This window comes from Pseudomonas sp. NPDC099000, from assembly GCF_044759925.1.
Classification (GTDB): domain Bacteria; phylum Pseudomonadota; class Gammaproteobacteria; order Pseudomonadales; family Pseudomonadaceae; genus Aquipseudomonas.
In genome coordinates, this window is the sequence record NZ_JBIWAF010000002.1 from 1 (window position 1) to 20,381 (window position 20,381).

Below are 20,381 nucleotides of genomic sequence, written 5' to 3' on the forward strand. Positions count from 1 at the left end.
GCAATAATCCTGTACCGCTGATAGCTTCGCTTGAATCGTGTACTTTCCCATGAAACACCCCATCGGTCGTGTCCAACTTTTGGGGTGCACACCACAGAGCGAGGGAACGATCACTGAAAGGGGTACTGAAATCCAACCGAACTCAAGGCAAAACACCAGGGTCAACCCTTTGAATCCTGTGCCCCGAGATCGGAGATTTCCCATGACTGACTATCCAAAACCACCCTTTCCCAAACAAGGCCAGCCCGTTCCCGGCTCCCAAAAGAAAATGGACCCGTACCCGGACTGTGGCGAAAAAAGCTACAAAGGCTCGGGCCGGCTGGACGGCAAGATTGCCTTGATCACCGGGGCCGACAGCGGCATCGGTCGCGCGGTGGCCATTGCCTTCGCCCGTGAAGGGGCCGACGTTGCGATCGCCTACCTCAATGAACATGAAGACGCGCAGGAAACCGCGCGCTGGGTCGAACAGGCCGGACGCCAATGCGTGCTGCTGCCCGGCGACATCGCGCAAAAAGCGCAATGCCAGGCCCTGGTGGACAAGACGGTCGAGCGCTTTGGGCGGATCGATATTCTGGTCAACAACGCAGCCTTCCAGATGACGCACGAAAACATCGAAGACATCCCGGACGAAGAGTGGGTGATGACCTTCGACGTGAACATCACGGCCATGTTCCGGATCTGCCAGGCCGCGCTGAAGCACATGAAGGCCGGCAGTTCGATCATCAACACCAGTTCGGTCAATTCGGACATGCCCAAACCCACCCTCCTCGCTTACGCCACGACCAAGGGCGCGATCGCCAACTTCACCGGCGGTCTGGCGCAGATGCTCGGGCCGAAAAATATTCGGGTGAACAGCGTGGCGCCGGGGCCGATCTGGACACCGTTGATCGTCTCGACCATGCCCGATGAAGAAGTGCAGAACTTCGGTGGGCACACCCCGCTGGGGCGCCCGGGACAACCGGTGGAAGTGGCGCCGATTTATGTGCTGCTGGCGTCGGACGAGGCCAGTTACATCACCGGACAGCGCTATGGCGTGACCGGCGGCAAACCGATGTTGTAGCTGGTGGCGCCGCCCTGTGGCGAGGGGGCTTGCCCCCCGTTCGGCTGCGCAGCAGTCGTGAAACCATTCAACCACGGTGTTCCAGGAGAAACCGTGCATACCGGGTTTACGACTGCTGCGCAGCCGAACGGGGGCAAGCCCCCTCGCCACAGGCTACAAGTGAGTTAACACGCAAAAAAATGAACCCCCGGCAAATCTCCCCCCTCAATACGTTTAGGCCCCCATCACGGGCCGCTCGAGGAGGTCATCATGTCCGCACCTATCGTCAAACTCTTCACCCAGCCCAATTTCGCCTGGACGGATATTCGCCGGGAAGAAGAAGCACACCCGCGCCATTACCTCGCGCATTTACTGCTACTCGCGTTGATCCCCGCGGTTTGCCTGTTTATCGGGACCACCTATGTCGGCTGGAGCCTGGCCGAGAACGAAATCGTCAAGCTCAGTACCCAAAGTGCCCTGCAACTTTGCGTGCTGCTGTACGTCACCATCATCGCCGGCGTGGCGCTGATGGGGGGATTCATCCGCTGGATGTCGCGCACCTTCGACGCGCGCCCGACCATCAATCAATGCATTGGCTTTGCAGCGTATACCGCGACACCGTTCTTCCTGGCCGGTATTGCCGGGCTGTACCCGAGTCGTTGGCTCGCCATTACGGTCTTGGGCGCCGCCTCCCTCTACTCGACGTTTTTGCTGTTTGTCGGCCTGCCGACGTTCATGCACGAGCGCAAGGAGCAAGGCCTGCTGAACGCGGCGTGCGTCTGGGGTGTCGGCCTTTTGGTATTGGTGACTATTCTGGTAGAGATGATTCTGCTGTGGTTCAACGTGCTGACGCCTGAATACCTGCGCGCGACGGTCGGTTGATCCAAAGAGGCCCACGAACCCGGTCCACCCCCAGCGAGAGCCGAACATGAGTTTCATTTTATGGGTGGCCGTGTTGGGTGCCGTATTGCTGACGCTGGCGCTGACTTCGTCCTACCTGCGATGGATGCCGGTGACCACGTCTGCGGTGTGCCTGGTGCTGGGTGCCGCCATCGGGCCGGCCGGGTTCGGGCTGTTGAAGCTGGACACCGCTGACGCTTCGATCTGGATGGAGCACCTGACGGAAGTCGCGGTGCTCTTTTCGTTGTTTGTTTGCGGCCTGAAATTGCGCTCGCCGCTCAAGCATAAAAACTGGCGGATCGCGTTCGGCCTGGCCGGCCCGGTCATGTTGTTGACCATTGTCGGCATCTGCCTGTTGCTGCATTACGGGCTGCAATTGTCGTGGGGCGCGTCAGTGCTGATCGGCTCGATCCTGGCGCCTACCGATCCGGTGCTTGCCGCTCTGGTCCAGGTCAACGACGCGCGGGATGACGACAGCGTGCGGTTTGGCCTCTCTGGTGAAGCCGGGCTCAATGACGGGATTGCGTTTCCGTTTGTGATCCTTGGCCTGCTCCTGCTGCAACACGAGGGTAACCCCGGCTGGTTTGGCGACTGGGTGCTACGCAGCCTGATCTGGGCCGTTCCGGCCGGTTTGCTGACGGGTTACTGGATGGGGCGCGGCATCGGGCGCCTGACGTTGACACTGCGGATCAAGAACGATGACAGCACGCTGTCCCCGAACGATTACCTGGCCCTCGCCTTGATTGCCCTGGCGTATGTCGGTGCTGAGTCCATCCACGCTTACGGGTTTCTGTCGGTATTTGCTGCCGGGCTCGGATTGCGGCAAGAGGAAGTCAGCTCCACGGACAATGACGAGCTCCCTGCTGAGCATTTGGTCCAGCCGGTGGTCGGTCACCAGAATGTCGAACCGCAACACGCGGTGCATGGCGATACCAACAACCTTGAGGACACCCAGGTCGCCGCTGGCATCATGATGGGTGACATGCTCGCGTTTGGCAGTCTCGTGGAGCGCGCCATGGAAGTCTTTTTGGTGACCCTGCTCGGCGTCGTGCTGATCGCTCACTGGGACTGGCGCGCCCTGCTGGTCGGCGGGGTGTTGTTTTGCCTGATTCGCCCTTTGAGCGTCGTCGTGATGCCATGGGGCCGGTTGCTCGATTGGCGGCAACGAATGTTGATCGGCTGGTTCGGCATACGTGGCATCGGCAGTCTGTATTACCTGTTCTACGCCTTGAATCACGGGGTGGGCCAGTCGGTGTCGACGCTGTGTACGGACCTGACCTTGTCCGTGGTCGCGTTGAGCATTCTGATCCACGGCATCACCACGCAACCCACCCTCGCCCGCTATGAACGGCGCAAGAAACAAATTATTTGATTTTTTGCCTGTGTATTTACGGGTGGATCAAACGAAATTTCGCCTTAAAAAATTTGAAATCCCTGTGCAAGCCGATAGTCACAACCTTAATTCCGCCTGGTTTTTGGAGTGGCGGAACCCGACAGGTTCGGTTCCACTGTGGCAACGATGCCTTCAAAAAGGGACCTCGGATAAGAATAAGGTGCCGGTCATGATTCACTGTTCAACTCCCGATCAAATCAAAGCCTGCCGGGCGTTCGCCCTGGAATGCAATCGCCAGATGTTCGAAGACGCCCAGTTGTTGAGCCGCTGTGCCTTTGAGATGCTTGAGGACGGCGATATGGACCTGGAACGGTTTGAGCGTTATCGGACGATGCGCAGGAAGGCTGATCTGAAATTTCAGGAGGCGATCGAGCATCTGCGATTGCTCAACGCGGATTTCCCGCCGATCCCGATGTCCATGAACAACTCCCACCGGTTGCGCCAGCAGCTCGAAGACCGGGCCTGAATTCGAGTCAATAGAAGCCCGGCGGTTGCCGGGCTTTTCAGTCTGCGGTTCAGCCGCCAGGGTTGGTGACCTGTATGTAAAACGCATAACTGCCCAGCAACACCCAGAACGTCGCAAAAATCCACGGCGTGCGCACGGAAAACAGCAGCGATTTGCGGTATCCCTTGTGGGACGACTCCATCTCACTGAACAGCGGCGACTCATCGTAAGCCAGCCCCATCAATGGCTCACTGCGCAATAGCTCACTCTGCTTGAAGTGCCAGTGGTCGATGATGTCATAAGCCGCACGAATCCCCGGCCAGGCGTTCAGCGAACTGAGCAGCCCAAGCAGCGCGAGGAACGGCGGCACCACCAGGGTGAAGAGTTTTCCCCATTCGGGATTGAGGTTGGACATGCAGGAAGCAAAGGCAATCACCAGAAACGACTGCGCGGCCAGGTAAGCGTCGGTCCGATTGGCGAGGATGCTGGTTTCGTACTGGATTTCCCGGCGGTAGAAATCCAGGCGCTCCTTGGGCGAGCCGAACATCTTGGCGTGGTGTTCGGTCATGGATTCTTTGGCAGTTTGTTCGGTCAATATTCTGGGCACGGGAATTACACAGCGACTGGGAAAGCGTTAAGACGAAACCTGCCCCGGCAAAGTTCAGCCGGATTTAATGCGCCTCGGTCGAACGCTACTTCGCTGGCGTGGTCCTTCAGATACACAAGCTGACTTTAAGGACCGCGGATGGACTCTCTCGATTGGGTGCAATGGCCGGCGATGCTGGTCACGGTGCTGGCAGCATGGTTGATCGGCTCGCAAACACCCTCGCGCAGGGTGTGGGGCTTCAGTTTTTTTATCGTCAGCAACCTCTTGTGGGTGATCTGGGGTTACCACACCCACGCCTATGCATTGATCGTGTTGCAGTTTTGCCTGTGTGCCATGAATTTGCGCGGTTTCAAGAAGAACGCGAACGGCTGAGCGTAACGCGCGTCATTTCATGGCCAGGGCAATGACCTCCACCAGATTGAGTTGGGTATAAGGTTTGGACAAGCGCGGGAGTTTGGTCGCGAAGCCTTCCAGGCGCTCGGCATAACCCGTGGCGAGAATGATCGGCACGTCCGGCTTCAAGGTCCGGATTGCCTTCGCCAGTTGCGCGCCATTCATTTGTGGCATCGCCATGTCGGTAATGACCAGGTCAATGTGCTGCTCACCGTCAATCAGCTCCAGCGCTTGTGTGCCGGACACCGCACTGAGCACCCGGTGGCCGAGGTCCTCGAGCAACAGGCCGGTACTGGTCAACACCAGGCTGTCGTCGTCCACCACCAATACGCACAATTGAGCCACTGGTGGTGCTTCCACTTCCGGTGCAGCAGGTTTGCTGCCCGAATTAGCGATGGCCGCGGGTATCCAGAGTTCAGCGGTCGTACCCAGGTCCTTCTGGCTCTTGAGAATGAATCGCCCGCCCAATTGTTCGATAAAGCCATGGATCATCGACAATCCCAGCCCCGTGCCTTTGCCCACCCCTTTTGTGGTGAAAAAAGGGTCCATTGCCGAGGACAGGGTGGCCTCATCCATGCCCTCTCCGGTATCGGCGACACCCAGGCAAACATATCGACCTGGCTCCAGCATCAACGTTGATTGATCGGGGATTTCTTCTGTCCGGGTACTGATGACGATTTTACCGCCGTTGGGCATGGCATCCCGGGCATTGGTTGCGAGGTTCAGCACGGCAAGTTCGAGTTGATTCACATCCGCCATGACGGGTACGAGGTCAGGAGAAAAGCGTGTTTCAAGCTGAATGGAGGGTCCGAGAGAGCTGCGCAACAGTCCGCTGATCCCTTCCACCAGCGCGGGTATCTCGACGGATTCGGACTTGAGTTCCTGACGTCTGGCGAAAGCCAGCATGCGCTGGGTCAGGGAAACGCCGCGCAAGGCACCCTGGGTGGCGTTGTCCACCAATCGAGTGACTTTCGGATCTTCTCCCACGCGTTTGCGCACGATTTCCAGATTGCCAAGAATGACGGTCAGCAGATTATTGAAATCGTGGGCTATCCCGCCACTGAGTTGGCCGATGGCCTGCATCTTCTGCGCCTGAAACAGTGCTTCACGGGTTTGCTCCAGGGCCTTTTGTGCTTGTGTGGCCTCGGTGATATCGCGGGTAATTTTGGCAAAACCCAGCAACGTGCCCGTTTCGCCCCAGATCGGATCGACCACGACATGGGCAAAGAACCGCGTACCGTCCTTGCGCACGCGCCAGGCCTTGTTTTCGAAGCGCCCTTCCCGGGTAGCGGTCTCCAACGCACGTTGTGGCTCCCCGGCTTCACGGTCTTCAGGGGTGTAGAAGATGGAAAAATGCTGGCCGATGACTTCTTCGGGGCGGTAGCCTTTGATGCGTTGGGCCCCTTGATTCCAGTTGGTCAGGCGTCCGTCCGGGGCGAGCATGTAGATGGCGTAGTCAGTGACGCTTTGAACCAGCAACCGAAACTGCTGCTCGCTTTGCTTGAGGGTCTCCTCGGCCATCTTGCGGTCGGTGAGGTCCCGGGTGATCTTGGCGAAACCCAACAGCTTGCCCGTCGGATCAAGAATAGGGTCAATCACCACATGGCACCAGAAGTGCGTGCCGTCCTTGCGAACCCGCCAGCCTTCGCCCTCGAAACGACCTTCGCGGATCGCCGTATCCAGCGCGCGCCGGGGCAGACCGGCTGCGCGATCTTCTTCGGTATAAAAGCGTGAAAAATGCTGACCGAGGATCTCCGCCTCCTCATACCCCTTGAAACGTTTGGCGCCAGAGTTCCAGCTGATGATGATGCCATCGGGGTCAATCATGTAGATCGCATAGTCCACCACGGCATCAATCAGCAGGCGAAAGCGCATTTCCTCGATGGAGTTGGTTTTGGACTGGTTATCACTCATCGATCACACCCGTGATTATTGTTTTGTGGAGTATGCGACAAACCGTGGGTTTGGTAAGCCCGAAAACGGCCGTGCACTGGAGCATAGCGTTCGGACCACCTATTCTCGAAGCCAAACGCCATTCCTGGCCCATTCAAGGCGCCCCAATGATCCTGATTCTGTTGCCCACTTCTGACTATGACCCCACTGAGAGCAGCGTTCCATGGCAAGCCATGCGCCAGGCCGGCATCGAGGTGCGCTTTGCGTCACCCGAGGGGTTGCCCGCCTACGCCGACTCGCGCCTGGTGGACATCGGATTCGGCCCGTTGAACCCGTTGCTGATGACGCGCAAGGCCGACCTTGCCAGCTACGCCCGGATGATCGAAGACCCTTCATTTCGCAAACCGCTGTCCTATGACGATGTCGACCCCAGCGAGTTCCACGGGCTGCTGATTCCCGGCGGGCATGCCAAGGGCATGCGCAGCCTGCTGGAGTCCAAGCAGGCCCGACGGATCGCCCTGCACTTTTTCAAGGCAGACAAACCCGTGGCAGCGGTCTGTCACGGCGTGCTGGTGCTTGCCCGCACCCTCGACCCGGACAGCGGGCTTTCGGTGTTGCAGGGGCGCAAGGTCACCGCCCTGGTGGCCAACACCATGGAGCTGCCTGCCTGGGCAATCACCGCTGCCTGGCTCGGCCGCTACTACCGGACCTATCCTCAAACCGTCGAAGCGGAAGTCACCGCAGCCCTGTCCAGCCCGATGGATTTCCTGCGCGGGCCATTCCTGGCGGTGCGTGATTCGGCGGACCAGCCACAACGGGGTTTCGTCGTCCGCGATGGACCGTTGCTGACTGCTCGCTGGCCAGGAGACTGTCATCGTTTCGCCGCCGAATGGGTTCGCCTGCTTATCGGTTCACGTATTTGACAATGCAGGCGTATAGGTCGTTGTAGACAAAATCAGGGACAACCTGGGCGTATGTCTGGGTTCTGAGCAACGCCAGGTGGCATTCTTTTACCACCTCGTCACGCTCATTCAGGGTGTGGACATGATTATTGATGATGCTTCCATAGGCGCTGAACACCGTCGGCGACGAAGATGGCGTCACACCAGCGGTTGTGGCGTAGGTGAAATGAGCACGCGAGACGCGTTCTTTCAGCGCCCCGAACCCGCGCTCATACACAGTGATTTGTGAACGGTCGACGGCCTTCGAGGCGGTTTCGAAGGCCAGGATGACCGCTTGCACATTCCGCATGGCCGCCTCCAGCGTCGATCGCGTGACAAACCTTTCCAACTCGCGGTTTTCCAGGCTTTTGAAAGCTCTTTTGATGCTCGAAACGTGAGCAAACTCCAGCGTGCAGCCAACGATATGCGTTTCGAACTGATAGCCGGCCGCTGTCGCCAGCGGTGGAAATGCGGCGAAATCGAGGCTGTCGAACGCACACTCCATGATGATGTTGTATTTGAGTGTGAAGGCTTCGGTGAAGATTTTGGCGCTGAGCTCTCGGACGAAAGCTTCAGTATGCTCATAGGCATGCAGGACGCCGAGCTTGATCATTTCCGCGTACTGAGGGTGTTTTTGTCGGTATTCGGGCAGGTAGAGACGAACATATTTGTCGTAGCGCCGGGTCGGCAGGAGTGTGTTTTCCAGCAGAAAGGTTTTACCCGAGCCTTGAAGCCCGGCAACCACCAGGATTTTGGGCGTTTCCTCGGCGGTGATACCGCGGAACAGCGTGGTTTTGATGACATTGAACGCGGCAGTGACTTGCTCAGAGGTGTAGGTGTAGTTCGGTGCGGAGGACATACCTTGATTTCCTTATCAAAGAGCGGGCTGAAAGTGATGCCTGCCCTTTGAATAAAGCGCTGTTTCCGCGTTTGTTCAAACGCGTGTGTCTTTCAAGATATGTCTTTGTTTTAAAAGGTAAAAGATCCTACGTAGCAAAGGTCAAATGCGCCTGCTCGACCGACCACCAACGCGGCAGCAAGTGTTTCACCTTGCTGTCACCGAACCGGTCATCAATCAACATCACCACCCCTTGATCCTGCTGAGTGCGGATCACCCTTCCTGCCGCCTGCACCACTTTCTGCACGCCGGGATACAGGTAGGTGTAGTCATAACCGGCGCCGAAGATCGCCGCCATTCGATGCTTCAACTGCTCGTTGACCGGGTTGAGTTGCGCCAGCCCCAGGGTGGCGATGAACGCGCCGATCAGGCGTGCACCCGGCAGGTCGATGCCTTCGCCGAACGCTCCGCCCAGCACCGCAAAACCAACGCCCTGGCTGTGCACGGTGAACTGATCGAGAAAGGCCTGGCGTTGCCCTTCCGCCATTCCCCGAGACTGCGACCACACATTGATCTGCGGGTGTCGCTCGGCCAGTAACTGCGCGACTTGCTGCAAATAATCGAAGCTGCTGAAAAATGCCAGGTAGTTACCGGGGCGTTGGCTGAATTGCCGGGCGATCAGTTCGACAATCGGTTCGAGGGACGCCTGACGGTGGACGAATCGGGTCGATATCTGGCTGACGATGTGCACTTTCAACTGGTCGGCATGGAACGGCGATTCGACATCGATCCACACCGTGTCCGGCGGCGTACCCAGCAGGTCCGCGTAATAATGCCGAGGGCTCAGCGTCGCGGAGAACAGCACCGTGCTGCGCGCAGCGGTCAGGCGCGGGCGGATGAAACCGGCCGGCACCACGTTGCGCAGGCACAGTTGCGACAGGTTTTGTTTGCGCTCGAGGTCACGCTTGCTGATGTCGAACAGAAACTGCTCATCGAAGAGCTCGGCCACGCGACAAAACTGCAGCATGTCGAAGTAAAAATTCTGTAGGGCGCTGTCCAGGCCCTGGGGATGATCGTTCAGATAATCGCCGATGCTCGCGCTGCACGACGATAGCGCCTGGAGGAGCTTTTCCGGTGCCTTGTCGTATGCCTGATAGGGGGCCAATTGCAGAGTGTGCAGGGCATTCCACTCACGATTGACCCGCTGCAACGGTTTTTTCAGGGCCTCCGGTGCGGTTTTTCGCACGCCGTTGAGGGTCGATTGATCGAGCGTGGCGCTGTACATCTGCCGGCCGCGTTCCACCAGGTTGTGCGCCTCATCCACCAACACCGCGACTTTCCAGTTATTGGCCTGGGCCAGTCCGAACAGCAACGCACTGAAATCGAAATAGTAGTTGTAGTCGGCGACCACCACGTCTGCCCAGCGGGCCATTTCCTGGCTCAGGTAATAAGGGCAGACTTCATGCGCCAATGCCACTTCGCGCAATGCGTCCTGATTCAACAGGCTGAGTTCACTGGCGGCCTGGCGGGCGGCCGGCAAACGATCATAAAAGCCCTGGGCCAACGGGCAAGATTCACCGTGACAGGCTTTGTCCGGGTGCTCACAGGCCTTGTCCCGGGCGATCATCTCCAGCACCCGCAGCGGCGGCGCATCGGCGCTATCCAGGATCACTTGCGCGGCATCCAGCGCCAGTTTGCGCCCCGGTGTTTTCGCCGTGAGAAAGAACACCTTGTCCAACTGCTGCGGCGCCAAGGCCTTGAGCATCGGAAACAGCGTGCCCACGGTCTTGCCGATGCCGGTCGGCGCCTGAGCCATCAGGCAACGACCGGTGCTGACTGCCTTGAACACCGATTCCGCCAGATGCCGTTGCCCCGGACGAAAGTCGGCATGGGGGAACGCCAATTGCTGCGCCGCGCGATTGCGCGCCTCTCGATGGGCCATTTCCTGCTCGGCCCATTGCAGGAACAGCCCGCAATGATGCTCGAAAAACTGCTGCAATTCCCCGGCGCTGAAGGCCTCGACCAGGCAGGTTTCCTTTTCGCTGACGATGTCGAAGTACACCAGCGCCAGATTGATCTGCGCCTGCTCCAGCTTCTGGCACATCAGCCATCCGTAGACCTTCGCTTGCGCCCAGTGCAATTGCCGGTGGTTGGCCGGTTGCTTGCTCAGGTCGCCTCGATAGGTTTTGACTTCTTCCAGGCAGTTTTGCACCGGGTCATAGCCGTCCGCCCTGCCCTTGACCTTCAAGGTTTTATACAGGCCTTCGAGGGCGACTTCGCTTTGATAGCCCTCGCTTCGACGCGAAGCGACGGTTCGGTGCCCGACGATGCCCTCCAGCGCGGTCGGCGACGGCGTGAAACGCAGGTCGAGGTCGCCGACCTTGGCGGTGAATTCACACAGCGCCCGCACCGCAATGCTGTAGCTCAAGCGCTCTGCTCCGCCCATTGCACATAGCAGACGGCGATCGGCATCTGATGTTCGTGACAGAACTCCAGCCAGCGCAATTGGTTGTCTTGCAGGCGATCGCCGGGGCCTTTGACTTCGATCATGCGGTAGGTCCTGTGCTGCGGCCAGAACTGGATCAGGTCGGGCATGCCGGCCCGATTGGCCTTGATGTCCAGCAGCAGGCGATTGAACCAGTGCTTGAGGTGTTCGGCCGGCAGGCAATCGAGTGCTTGATCCAGCAGTTCTTCGCTCAGCGCGCCCCAGAACACAAAAGGTGACTGCACGCCCCACTTGTCGACGTAGCGTTCACGGATGGTCTGGATGTAACGCCCGTCATCGAGTTCGGCGAGACACGCCTGAAACAGATCCGCACGACGCGCATGGAAGTCCTCGTTGAGCAGGTCCACCGGCCCGCGCTGGAAGGGGTGGAAAAACGCTCCCGGCAACGGTGCAAAGATTGCCGGCCAGCACAACAGGCCGAACAGCGAGTTGATCAGACTGTTTTCGACGTAGTGCACCGGTGCCGAATCCTCCGCCAGGTGCGCCTGAACATGAAATTCGACCGACAACGCCGGATCTGTCCTGGGCAAGTGCAGGTCCAGGCGTAGCATTTCCCGGGGAGATGGCCGCTTCATCGCTGGACCGCCCAGTTTGCGCCGCAACCTGGGCAACACACGCAGCACCTGCTGATGCTCGGTGGCGCTTTCCGGCGATTGCTCCGCGTGCGTGGCCAAATGCAGGGCCAACTGATATTCCCCACAACGCTCCAACACCCGAATAAGGCGCACGCGTGCGCCGGGATAGGCGCAGTCGCGGTAAATCGTCAGCGCCGTGGAAAAATCCGTGATGCGTTCGCAGTACTGACCGATCTGGAACAAAAGCTTGCCCCGACGACGTTGCAACCACGGGTTGTCGAGTGCCAGCCCGTTGATCTGCTCGACGATGTCTGCCACCACCTCGCCGGCCTCGAGACGTTGCTGGCAGTGGTGCAGGAACAGGCAGGCGTCCACGTCCTCACGGCTGCGCAGGCCCCGGGATTCGGCGCAGAATTCGACTTTTTCATAGGTAAAGATGCCGAGGTCGGCCAGCACGAACTCCGACCAGTCCTGATACAGGTTGCCGAAAAACATCAGCCGCAACCGGTCGCACAGGTCCATGATGGTCAGCGTGAACAGGCGGTCGTTCAGTTGCGGGCACCATTGCGCGAAGCTTTGCGCCTCGCAGAACCGCTCACTCAGGGTCGCCAGCCATTCGGTCTTCTTGCCTTTGGGTTGATCGATGGCCGCACCCAAACAGTGAAAAATCTCGGCCTTGAGCAGCACCTCGAACAGGTCGCCGATCGGCAAGGGCGATTGCTCGTCAATCCAGCCTGCCGTCAGCAATGGCTGGGCAGCGCTGGCAATGTCGCCAATCTCGACGTAACTCAATTTGCCGGCCCTGAAATGCAACCCCTTGCGCATCACCATCCTGACCAGCAGCGCTCGGGACTCGCGGGGTTGCCGACTGAAGTCGCGAATGAAGTCCTGCTCCTCGACGCTCAGTACATCGGCATAGCGATGCTCAAGCCAATCAAGCACTTGCATGAAGTTGTTCAAGTAATAGAACGGGTCATCGAGAGGATTTGCAGTCACAGGGAAAAATGGCCATGGCGAGCGAGTACTGGTTATGCGTACAGATAACAGCTACGGCGTATCCGGTGCAAACGGAAAAGGATAAGCGGCGGCGCTATCTGGTTATTTTCGGGTGACCATCGAACTTTCTGCCGATCCATGGCACCAACCGGCATAGCGGCTTTTTTTGTACATTTGAGAGGTGGGTATGAATATCAAGACTCTGGGTTTGCCCTTGGCAGCGGTGGCCTTCCTGGCCCTGGCCGGTTGCTCCACGCCAACGGTCGTGACGCTGCAGAACGGCACCCAGTATTTGACCAAGGACATGCCGAAAACCAAGACCAAGGACGGGTTTTACGAGTTTGAGGATATTTCCGGCGCGAAAGTGAAGGTCAATGCCAACGACGTGGCCACGGTTCGCGAGGAAGACTGAAGACCGAGTCATCGTTCATCGCGGGCAAGCCTCGCTCCTACAGGGTTGTACGAGTCCTTGTAGGAGCGAGGCTTGCCCGCGATGAGGTCCTCAAAGACGCCGAAAATCTATGGCATCCACGGCGTACTGTTATCGCAGGAAATGAACTTCCCCCCTCGCCTCCTCAGTTCTTCATTAATCTTCTGGCAGCGATCAAATTCCTGCTGCATCGCGTGATCGATGCTGATGTTGCCGGTGATCTGCGGATGCTTTTGCTCCGAGCGAAAGGTCACAAAAGGCTGTTCCGGCTGCAGCTGGAAACGGCTTTTCTCTTCAAGGGGTTCGACGGTTTCCGGCGATGCCGGCGTCGGCAGTTGATCTGGCGTCATGCCATAGCGGCTCAAAATCGAGCTGTGAGGCAACTCTGCGGCGGCACTCCCCGATAACAGGGCCAGCGCCAAACCGATGAGGTGCTTCTTGCTGTTACTCACGTTCCTTAATCTCCTGATCCAGTACTCAATCCTGTTGTTGCAAGGTATTGGAGTCCTTGGGTGACTGTCGGGTCACGAATTCAGGCAGGTTTACCTCGTTATCGTTCTTCGCGGGCAAGCCTCGCTCCTACAGAGGTTTTGCGATTCCTTGTAGGAGCGAGGCTTGCCCGCGAAGGGGCCCTTACCGGCGCCACACCAACGTCAGGCGATTACGATCCCTGAGCCAGACAAGCTCTCCAGCCCAACCCCCACCAACGTCACCGAATCCGCGCCAAACGTCAGCACCGTATCCTGCCCCACCGTCGTGGCATGCGCCCGATAATCATCATTCGGCGCTACCCCCTGAACCCCGAGAAATACCAGCTTGTCGTTCGCCTGGTACCCCACCACCCGGTCCTGCCCAAACGCACCGCTGAACAGGAACGTATCAATCCCGCCCCCTGAGTCCATCAGGTCATTCCCCGCTCCGCCGACAAACACATCGTTGCCCTTGCCGCCGAGCAAATGATCGTTGCCGTCCAGACCGAACAGCCAGTCGCCCGTCGCCTGCGCCTTAAGCGTATCGGCCCCCGCGCCGCCCTTCACCGCTGACGCGTACTGAGTCAGGTTGTTGCCGACGGCAAGTCCATTGGCCGTCACGCTGTGCGTCACGTCATCCTTGAACAGCCCCCACAGGAACCCCGGCTCCTTGGTGACAATGCTGCCGATGTCCCGGGTGATGCTGATGCCGCCATTGGCATCACGGACGTAGAGGTTGCCGGCGCCATCGTTGGCGAAGTTGAAATTGTTCACCGACTGCTGCAAGTCCAGCACGTTGCTGCCCTTGCCACCCAATACGATGTTGTAGCCGCCACCGTCACGGAAGGTGTCGTTACCGTCCCGACCCTCCAGGTAGTCGTTGCCCTTGCCACCCTGAATCAGGTCATTGCCGTCGCTGCCGATGATGAAGGTGCTGCCCTTGTGGGTTTCGGCGTTGCGATTGAGGTCCTGAACCCAGGTGTTGATGCGTGCCGGGTCCGAGAGGTTGGCGACGATGATCGTCGAGTCTTTGCTGGTGAGGTCGTAGAACTTCGATTCGATCACCCGGTTCATGCCGTCGCCATAGGCAGTCGGCAAGTGCGAGATCCAGGTCGGGATGTTGAGGATGGAGAACGGCAGCACATTCCACGCGGTCGAGGCGTAGTGGTCGTTGAAGCTGACGATGTTATCGGTCGTCGAGGCCTTGGCGGCATCGTGCACGCCCACCGACGACAGGTTGAAGGATGATCCGTCGAGGGCACGAAACACCGGGTCGTTTTCATAGCCGACGTTGAGCACTTTGTCGGTGCTGCTCTGGGTCGGGGACGCGTAGGCGATGTAGTTGGAATCCTTGTAGAACCCGGACCACTTGTCCGTGCTCAAGTCCGCCAGGCTGTTGACCGCCAGCCCGCCGAGGCTGTGGCCACTGACCAACACGTCCTTGCCCGACAGGCCATTGGCCTGGGCAAAGGCCATGACGTCGCCGAGCAGATTGCCGAAGGCTTCGCCCACGTAGTTTTTCGCATAATCCTTGGGGCCGAGCGCCGCCAGCAGATCGTTGATCACGTCGCCGATGGAGTCGCTGATGAGCGTTTCTCGCGGGCCGCTGGTGCCGCGAAAGGCGATACCGATTTCGGTCAGATGGCCCTGAGCATCGTACTTGCCGAGGATTTCCACCTGCGCGCTGGTGTACCCGGCCTTCTCGCCGAAGAACGTTCCGCGAGCGTCGACCTTGCCGTCATAGCCCAATTGCGAGGCCGTGATGGGCGTCCAGCCGGCTTTTTGCACGGCCTCCAGGGCGGCTTTTTCCGAATCGGGGTTCCACGGAATGCCCGGAATCACGCCCTGTGAATCGGTGCCACCCAGCAGCGCGGTGACCAGGGTCGCCGGCAAGCCAAGGCCGAAGCCGTTGTGCTGGTAACCGGTGGCAAAGCCGTTGTCGAGGTTGTGATAGGAATACAGCGTGATTGCCATCGCGTCGGTAAATAACGCTTTGGAATCGGCTGTACCGAAGTTTTTGTAGTCATACACACCCATTGGTATTGCCTCTCTTTTGTTGGAATTGTCAGAGATAGCTCACAACCAGGACGCCTCGCTCCCGAGGCGTCCCGGAGCATTTAGTGCATGCAGCTTTTACGCAAACGTAATGCCGGAAGCCGACAGGCTGTCCAGTCCCACTCCCACCAGGGTCACGGCAAAATCGCCGACCTTCAGCACCGTGTCATGGCCCGACTGCGAGGCGTGTTGCTTGTAGTCATAACCCTGCCCCGCGCCCTGAACGCCGAGGAACACCAGCTTGTCGTTGCCTTGATAGCCGTTGATCGCGTCAAAACCGAAGGCGCCGCTGAACAGGAAGGTGTTGTTGCCACCCGAAGCCTGCATCACGTCGTTGCCCGCGCCACCGACGAAGGTCACCTGGCTTTTGTCGCTGCTCAGCAGGTCGTCGCCGGCATTGCCAAACAACCAGTCGCCGTCGACGCTGGCTGCCAGTGTGTTGCCGTAGGCGTCACCGTTGAGCGAGTGGTTGTAGTGGGTCAATTCACTGCCGTTGAGCAAGCCGCTGGCGGTGACACTGTAAGTCACCTCCTTACTGCCCCACCATGAACCCGACTCCTTGCTCACCAGCGCGCCGATGTCGCGGGTCATGCTGATGCCGCCATAGGCATCACGCACGTACAGCGTGCCGTCGCCGTCGTTGGCAACGCTGAAGTTCTGCAACGGCTTCTGCAATTCGAAGGTGTTGCTGCCCTTGCCGCCCAGCAGGAAGTTGTAGCCACCGTCATCGCGGAACCGGTCGTTGCCGTCGCGGCCTTCGATGAAGTCATTGCCGACACCGCCCTTGAGCAGGTCGTTGCTGTCGGTGCCGATGATGAAGGTGCTGCCGGTGTGGGGCTCGCCGCTGCGACCGAGGTCCTCGACCCAGGTGGTGCCCCGGGACGATTCCGCCAGGTTGGAGACAATCAGCGTCGAGTCCTTGCCGGTGAGGTCGTAGAAGCGCGAGTCGATCACCCGGTTCAATCCGTCGGCATAGCCCAACGAGCCATGGGCCGACCAGTTCAGCGGATTGAGGATGCTGAACGGCACCAGGTTCTGCGCCGTGGACGCGTACTGGTCATTGAAGTTGACGATGTTGTTGGTCGCCGAATCCTGATGCCCGTCGTGCTTGCCCAAGGAACCACTGCTGAACGTGGTGCCATCGAGCACCCGGAATACCGGGTCGTTCTCGTAGCCGATGTTCAACACGTTGTTGCCGGTGGCGCTCTGGGTCGGTGAGGCGAACGCAATGTAGTTGGCGTCCTTGAAGAATCCGCCCCAGTTATTGCCGCTCAGTTCGGCGAGGCTGTTGACCCCGAGCCCGCCCAGGCTATGGCCGCTGACCATCACCTCTTTTGCGCTCAATCCATGGGCGATCGCAAACGCGGCTACGTCCTTGAGCAAGTTGTCGAAGGCATTCTTCGCATAGTTCGTCGCGTAATCCACCGGGCCGACGGCGGCCAGCAGGTTGTTCTTCATGTCGCCGAAGGTGTCGCTGTACCCCAGGCCTCCGGTACCCCGGAAGGCAATGCCGATACCGATCAGCTTGCCCGCCGTGTCGTACTTGCCGAGCACTTCGGCTTCGGCGCTGGTGAAGCCGTCCTTCTCGCCATAGAAGGTGCCCTGAGCCCCGACCTTGCCTTGGTAACCCAGCTGCGCAGCGCTAATCGGCGCCCAGGCGGTGGCCGGCAGCGGCTGACCGGTTGGCGTGTACGCGTACAGCGTCAGCGCGATGGCGTCGCTGTACAACGCCTTGCCATCCGCATTTTTGTAATCAAACAGTCCCATGTTGTTTGCTTCCTTTGCGTGAAATCAGAACTGCCAGTCGAGTGTCAGACCTACACCGTGGTCTTTCTCGTTGGAGCCCAGCAGTCCGTTGTAGTCCAGGCTCACCCGCACATCCCGAGCCACCGCCAGACCGGCTCGCGCACCCACAACGGCGGCGTTACGATCCAGGGAAACGCTCTGCACGCTGAACCCGGTGTTGCCGTTGGCGAAGGCCAGGTGATCTTCGGAACGGGTGTTGCTCAGGTTGTGCTGCCAGCCCAGAGTGCCGGACAGTTCCAGTTGCTGTTTGTCCGACAGGGCAATGGCTTTGCTCGCCCGCACACCGAGGGTCGAGAGCACGGCGTCGCGGTTGTCTTCGCCTCCCTTGAGCGCGGCGGCATCGCCTTTCTCGGTGAAGCTGTCGCGGTTGAGGTGCACGTAAGCCAGGTTGGCGAACGGTTCCAGGGCCAGCGGCTGCAGGTCCAGGCGATACGCCGCTTCGGTAAACAGTTGGGCGGTGGTCGCATCGCGTTTGGACTTCTGTTTGCCGCTGACGTCGCCGAATTGCAGGTCACGTTTCACGTCGATGCGATGCCAGCTGTAGGCGCCGCCGACGCTCAAGCGCAGCGCATCGATTTCATGGCCCAGGTAGGCGCCCAAGTGGTAGCTGTCGACCGAGGCTGATGAATGCGTGCCATCGCCCATGCTCAACGAGCTGTCGCTATACCCGGTGACGAAACCCAGCCGCGTATCTTCAGTGATCAGACCGTCGACACCGGCCAGCAAGCCGCCGATGGAGCTGTTGGAACTGGCGTTGTCATGCCCGCCATCGCTCTTTCCCCAGGCGCCGAGGACTTTGACCCAGGCGTTGCTGCGGTCATCGGTCGGTGCCGCGGCATCGAACAGATCCCGCTCACGCAGGCGTTCGCCGACGGCATCGCGCAGGTAACGGCTGTCGTTGATCAGCAACGTGCCGATCGCCGGATGAATTTCACCGGACAGTTGCTGGAAAGCTTGTTGCGCAACCGCCGCGGTCGGCGACAGCAGCAGGGTTTCATAGAGCGCATTGCCGGCGCCCAATTGCTCGGCGGCAGCGGCGACAGCGCGTTGGTTCGGGGTTTGGCCGACACTGGCGAAGGACGCGGCGTTGCGCTCTACCGCCAATTGGATGCCATTGGCCGAGTAGCCGAGTGTGCCGCCGATGAACAGGTAGTCAGGCAGTACCGCACCGAAACGCCCTTCGATCCCGCCGGCCGCTTGCAGAATGTTGTATTGGTTGCCGAGCAGGGATTGCACTTCGCTGGTGGTCAGCAAGGTCGGGCTGTTTTCCAGGGACAGGCTGACGGTCGCGCCGTCGATCACGGCTTTGCCGCCCGCGATGATCTGGTCGCTGCTGGTGGGCGACAATTCCACGGCGTAGGTCGAGCCAGGCTCGAAAGTCACGTCGCCCGCCACCTGCAAGGTGCCGATGGAATTGCCGGGCGCCACGGTGCCACCGCTTTTCGCGGTCAATGCGCCGATCCGGCCGTTACCGCCGAGGATCCCGCTGTCGTTGACGGTGACCGCCGAGAGCAGCGAGCCGTTGATGGCCAATCGACCCTGATTGACCAGCGTCGGGCCGGCGTAGGTGTTGGCGCCGGTCAGCACCAGCGTGCCGATGCCCTGCTTGGTCAAGCCGCCGTGGCCGGAAATGTCGTTGCGCCAGACGTCCCGCCCACACTGCACGTCGTTACACACGCGTTCGGTCGGTTTGCCCGCATCGATAATCGCGCCGATGCCCGGCAAGTCCGCGACAAACTGGCTGGAGCCGTAGGCGCCCTGGATGCGGAACTCCTCGGGAATGTCTTGCTCGGTGACAAACATCGCCGGGCCATCAATGCCTTTGCGCAGGTTGATCATGCCCCAGCCATACAGCGAGTCGACACCCGGTGCGCCCATGTCGGTGGCCGTGGTGCGCAGCACGCTGGCGACCTGGGCGCCGGTCATGTACGGGAAGCGTTCCATCAACACCGCCACCGCGCCTGCGACGTGCGGCGCCGCCATGGAGGTGCCGTTTTTGTTGGCGTAGCCGATGGTCATGTTATCGGCATTGGTGCCGCCGATGACTGCGCTGAAGATCTTGCTGCCCGGTGCCGACACGCAGAAACTCGCGGTGTAGCCGCAGCGCGACGAGAAGGTGCTGATGTTGTAGAGGTCCGGGCTGTTGAGGTCCGGGTTCTTCTGCAAGGCCGCGACGGTCATCCAGTTCGGCGCGATTTCAGGGACGAAATAACCGAGTCCGGCAATGGCGTCCGGATTATTGAGGTTGTAGTCGTTGCCGGCGGCGAAGATCGTCACGATGCCGCTGCGAGCGGCCGCGATCGCACCGTCATAGGCGCCGCCCTGGCGTGTGCCGAGGATGGGCTGGATCTCATTGAACTGCAGTCGCGCGTCCTGCACGGTGAAGTGCGGATACGCCGGGTCGCGGCCGCCCAGATCGAATCGATCGGTGATGCCGATGCCCCAACTGTTGTTGATAATCCGCGCACCGCTGGCAATCAACGCATCCCAACCGGCCTTGTACACCGCACCGTCGTTGCCGAGGATGATGCCGTCTTCGGGGCCTGGATCGCCGTTGTCGGCGCTGATGATCTGCGCGTTGTACGCCACGCCGTGCATCGGGTTGCCGTCACGGCTGCCAGCCGCGATCCCGCCGACGTGAGTGCCGTGGGAGCCGAGCTTGCCGTCGTAGCCGACCGTGGGCGAACCGTCATACCGGAACGCATCGCCGGCTTTGACCGGGATGTACGGGTCGGTGTACTCGCGGATACCGCTGGTGACCAGGGTGACGACCTTGTTGGCACCGGAAAATTCCGGGTGTAGGGCGTAAACCGGTTGATCGAAGATCCCCAGTTTCACGCCTTTGCCGCTGTAACCGGCGGCGTAGGCATCCTGGGCGTTGATCGCGCCCAGGCCCCAGTCCGCGTTGAACTCAGCGCTGCGCCAGCTGTTGGGATCGCCTGCTTTACCGTTTTCCACGTAGGGCGCCGCTTGTGCGGTGCCTACAGAGGCCAATGCACAGAGCAAGGCAAGGTTGTTGTACTTCTTATTCATCCAGCTACCGTCCTTAGTTGTGTTGCGAAAATCCTGTGCTCTGAAAAGCACACTTTTATGT

General features: G+C 59.6%; 16 protein-coding genes. 7 read left to right on the forward strand and 9 right to left on the reverse strand.

Annotated elements, in window-relative coordinates; all coding sequences use genetic code 11:
* Positions 1–202: 202 nt before the first annotated feature.
* The 4 genes from ACIQV9_RS02295 (at position 203) to ACIQV9_RS02310 (ending at position 3,798) form a co-directional block, all read left to right on the forward strand.
* Positions 203–1,060, forward strand: a complete 858-nt coding sequence (locus ACIQV9_RS02295) for an SDR family oxidoreductase (RefSeq protein WP_403097666.1) — start codon at positions 203–205, stop codon at positions 1,058–1,060.
* Between the two features lie 249 nt (positions 1,061–1,309).
* Positions 1,310–1,921: a Yip1 family protein gene (locus ACIQV9_RS02300; RefSeq protein WP_403097668.1), complete on the forward strand. Its 612-nt coding sequence runs from the start codon at positions 1,310–1,312 to the stop codon at positions 1,919–1,921.
* A 46-nt stretch (positions 1,922–1,967) separates the two neighbouring features.
* A complete protein-coding gene (locus ACIQV9_RS02305; RefSeq protein WP_403097671.1) occupies positions 1,968–3,311 on the forward strand; it encodes a cation:proton antiporter in 1,344 nt (447 codons plus the stop codon).
* Between the two features lie 190 nt (positions 3,312–3,501).
* Positions 3,502–3,798: a hypothetical protein gene (locus ACIQV9_RS02310; protein ID WP_403097674.1), complete on the forward strand. Its 297-nt coding sequence runs from the start codon at positions 3,502–3,504 to the stop codon at positions 3,796–3,798.
* Positions 3,799–3,847: 49 nt separating this feature from the next.
* Here ACIQV9_RS02310 and ACIQV9_RS02315 read toward each other — a convergent pair whose 3' ends face one another.
* Positions 3,848–4,384 carry a hypothetical protein gene (locus ACIQV9_RS02315; protein ID WP_403097676.1) on the reverse strand — a complete coding sequence of 179 codons (537 nt, stop codon included), beginning with the start codon at positions 4,382–4,384 and terminating at the stop codon, positions 3,848–3,850.
* A 138-nt stretch (positions 4,385–4,522) separates the two neighbouring features.
* On the opposite strand from ACIQV9_RS02315, the gene ACIQV9_RS02320 reads away from it, so the two are divergent.
* On the forward strand, positions 4,523–4,756 hold the full coding sequence (locus ACIQV9_RS02320; protein WP_403097679.1) for a hypothetical protein: 234 nt from the start codon (positions 4,523–4,525) through the stop codon (positions 4,754–4,756).
* A 12-nt stretch (positions 4,757–4,768) separates the two neighbouring features.
* Here the strand turns inward: ACIQV9_RS02320 and ACIQV9_RS02325 are convergent, their stop codons facing one another.
* Complete coding sequence (locus ACIQV9_RS02325) at positions 4,769–6,691, reverse strand: PAS domain S-box protein (RefSeq protein WP_403097681.1); 1,923 nt, start codon at positions 6,689–6,691, stop codon at positions 4,769–4,771.
* 146 nt (positions 6,692–6,837) lie between these two features.
* Between ACIQV9_RS02325 and ACIQV9_RS02330 the strand changes: the two genes are divergently transcribed.
* Positions 6,838–7,593 carry a DJ-1/PfpI family protein gene (locus tag ACIQV9_RS02330; protein WP_403097683.1) on the forward strand — a complete coding sequence of 252 codons (756 nt, stop codon included), beginning with the start codon at positions 6,838–6,840 and terminating at the stop codon, positions 7,591–7,593.
* Here the strand turns inward: ACIQV9_RS02330 and ACIQV9_RS02335 are convergent.
* The 3 genes from ACIQV9_RS02335 to ACIQV9_RS02345 form a co-directional block, all read right to left on the reverse strand.
* Positions 7,574–8,470 (reverse strand): zeta toxin family protein, encoded by an 897-nt coding sequence (locus ACIQV9_RS02335; RefSeq protein ID WP_403097686.1) that lies wholly within the window; start codon positions 8,468–8,470, stop codon positions 7,574–7,576. The two genes, ACIQV9_RS02330 and ACIQV9_RS02335, sit on opposite strands and share 20 nt — an antisense overlap.
* Positions 8,471–8,597: 127 nt before the next feature.
* Positions 8,598–10,877 (reverse strand): ATP-dependent DNA helicase, encoded by a 2,280-nt coding sequence (locus tag ACIQV9_RS02340; protein WP_403097689.1) that lies wholly within the window; start codon positions 10,875–10,877, stop codon positions 8,598–8,600.
* Entirely contained in the window at positions 10,874–12,526 is a 1,653-nt protein-coding gene (locus tag ACIQV9_RS02345; protein WP_403097691.1) for a VRR-NUC domain-containing protein, read from the reverse strand. The genes ACIQV9_RS02340 and ACIQV9_RS02345 overlap by 4 nt, the downstream gene beginning before the upstream one ends.
* Positions 12,527–12,713: 187 nt before the next feature.
* On the opposite strand from ACIQV9_RS02345, the gene ACIQV9_RS02350 reads away from it, so the two are divergent.
* The gene (locus tag ACIQV9_RS02350; RefSeq protein WP_403097693.1) at positions 12,714–12,938 is read left to right on the forward strand and encodes a YgdI/YgdR family lipoprotein; all 225 of its coding nucleotides are present in this window, start codon (positions 12,714–12,716) and stop codon (positions 12,936–12,938) included.
* A gap of 107 nt (positions 12,939–13,045) precedes the next feature.
* On the opposite strand, the gene ACIQV9_RS02355 is transcribed toward ACIQV9_RS02350, so the two are convergent.
* From ACIQV9_RS02355 to ACIQV9_RS02370, 4 genes are all read right to left on the reverse strand, one after another.
* Positions 13,046–13,408, reverse strand: a complete 363-nt coding sequence (locus ACIQV9_RS02355; RefSeq protein ID WP_403097695.1) for a hypothetical protein — start codon at positions 13,406–13,408, stop codon at positions 13,046–13,048.
* Between the two features lie 201 nt (positions 13,409–13,609).
* The gene (locus ACIQV9_RS02360) at positions 13,610–15,463 is read right to left on the reverse strand and encodes a polyurethanase (RefSeq protein WP_403097697.1); all 1,854 of its coding nucleotides are present in this window, start codon (positions 15,461–15,463) and stop codon (positions 13,610–13,612) included.
* A 96-nt stretch (positions 15,464–15,559) separates the two neighbouring features.
* A complete protein-coding gene (locus ACIQV9_RS02365; protein ID WP_403097699.1) occupies positions 15,560–17,248 on the reverse strand; it encodes a polyurethanase in 1,689 nt (562 codons plus the stop codon).
* A 24-nt stretch (positions 17,249–17,272) separates the two neighbouring features.
* Positions 17,273–20,320, reverse strand: a complete 3,048-nt coding sequence (locus ACIQV9_RS02370) for an autotransporter domain-containing protein (protein WP_403097702.1) — start codon at positions 20,318–20,320, stop codon at positions 17,273–17,275.
* Positions 20,321–20,381 lie beyond the last annotated feature (61 nt).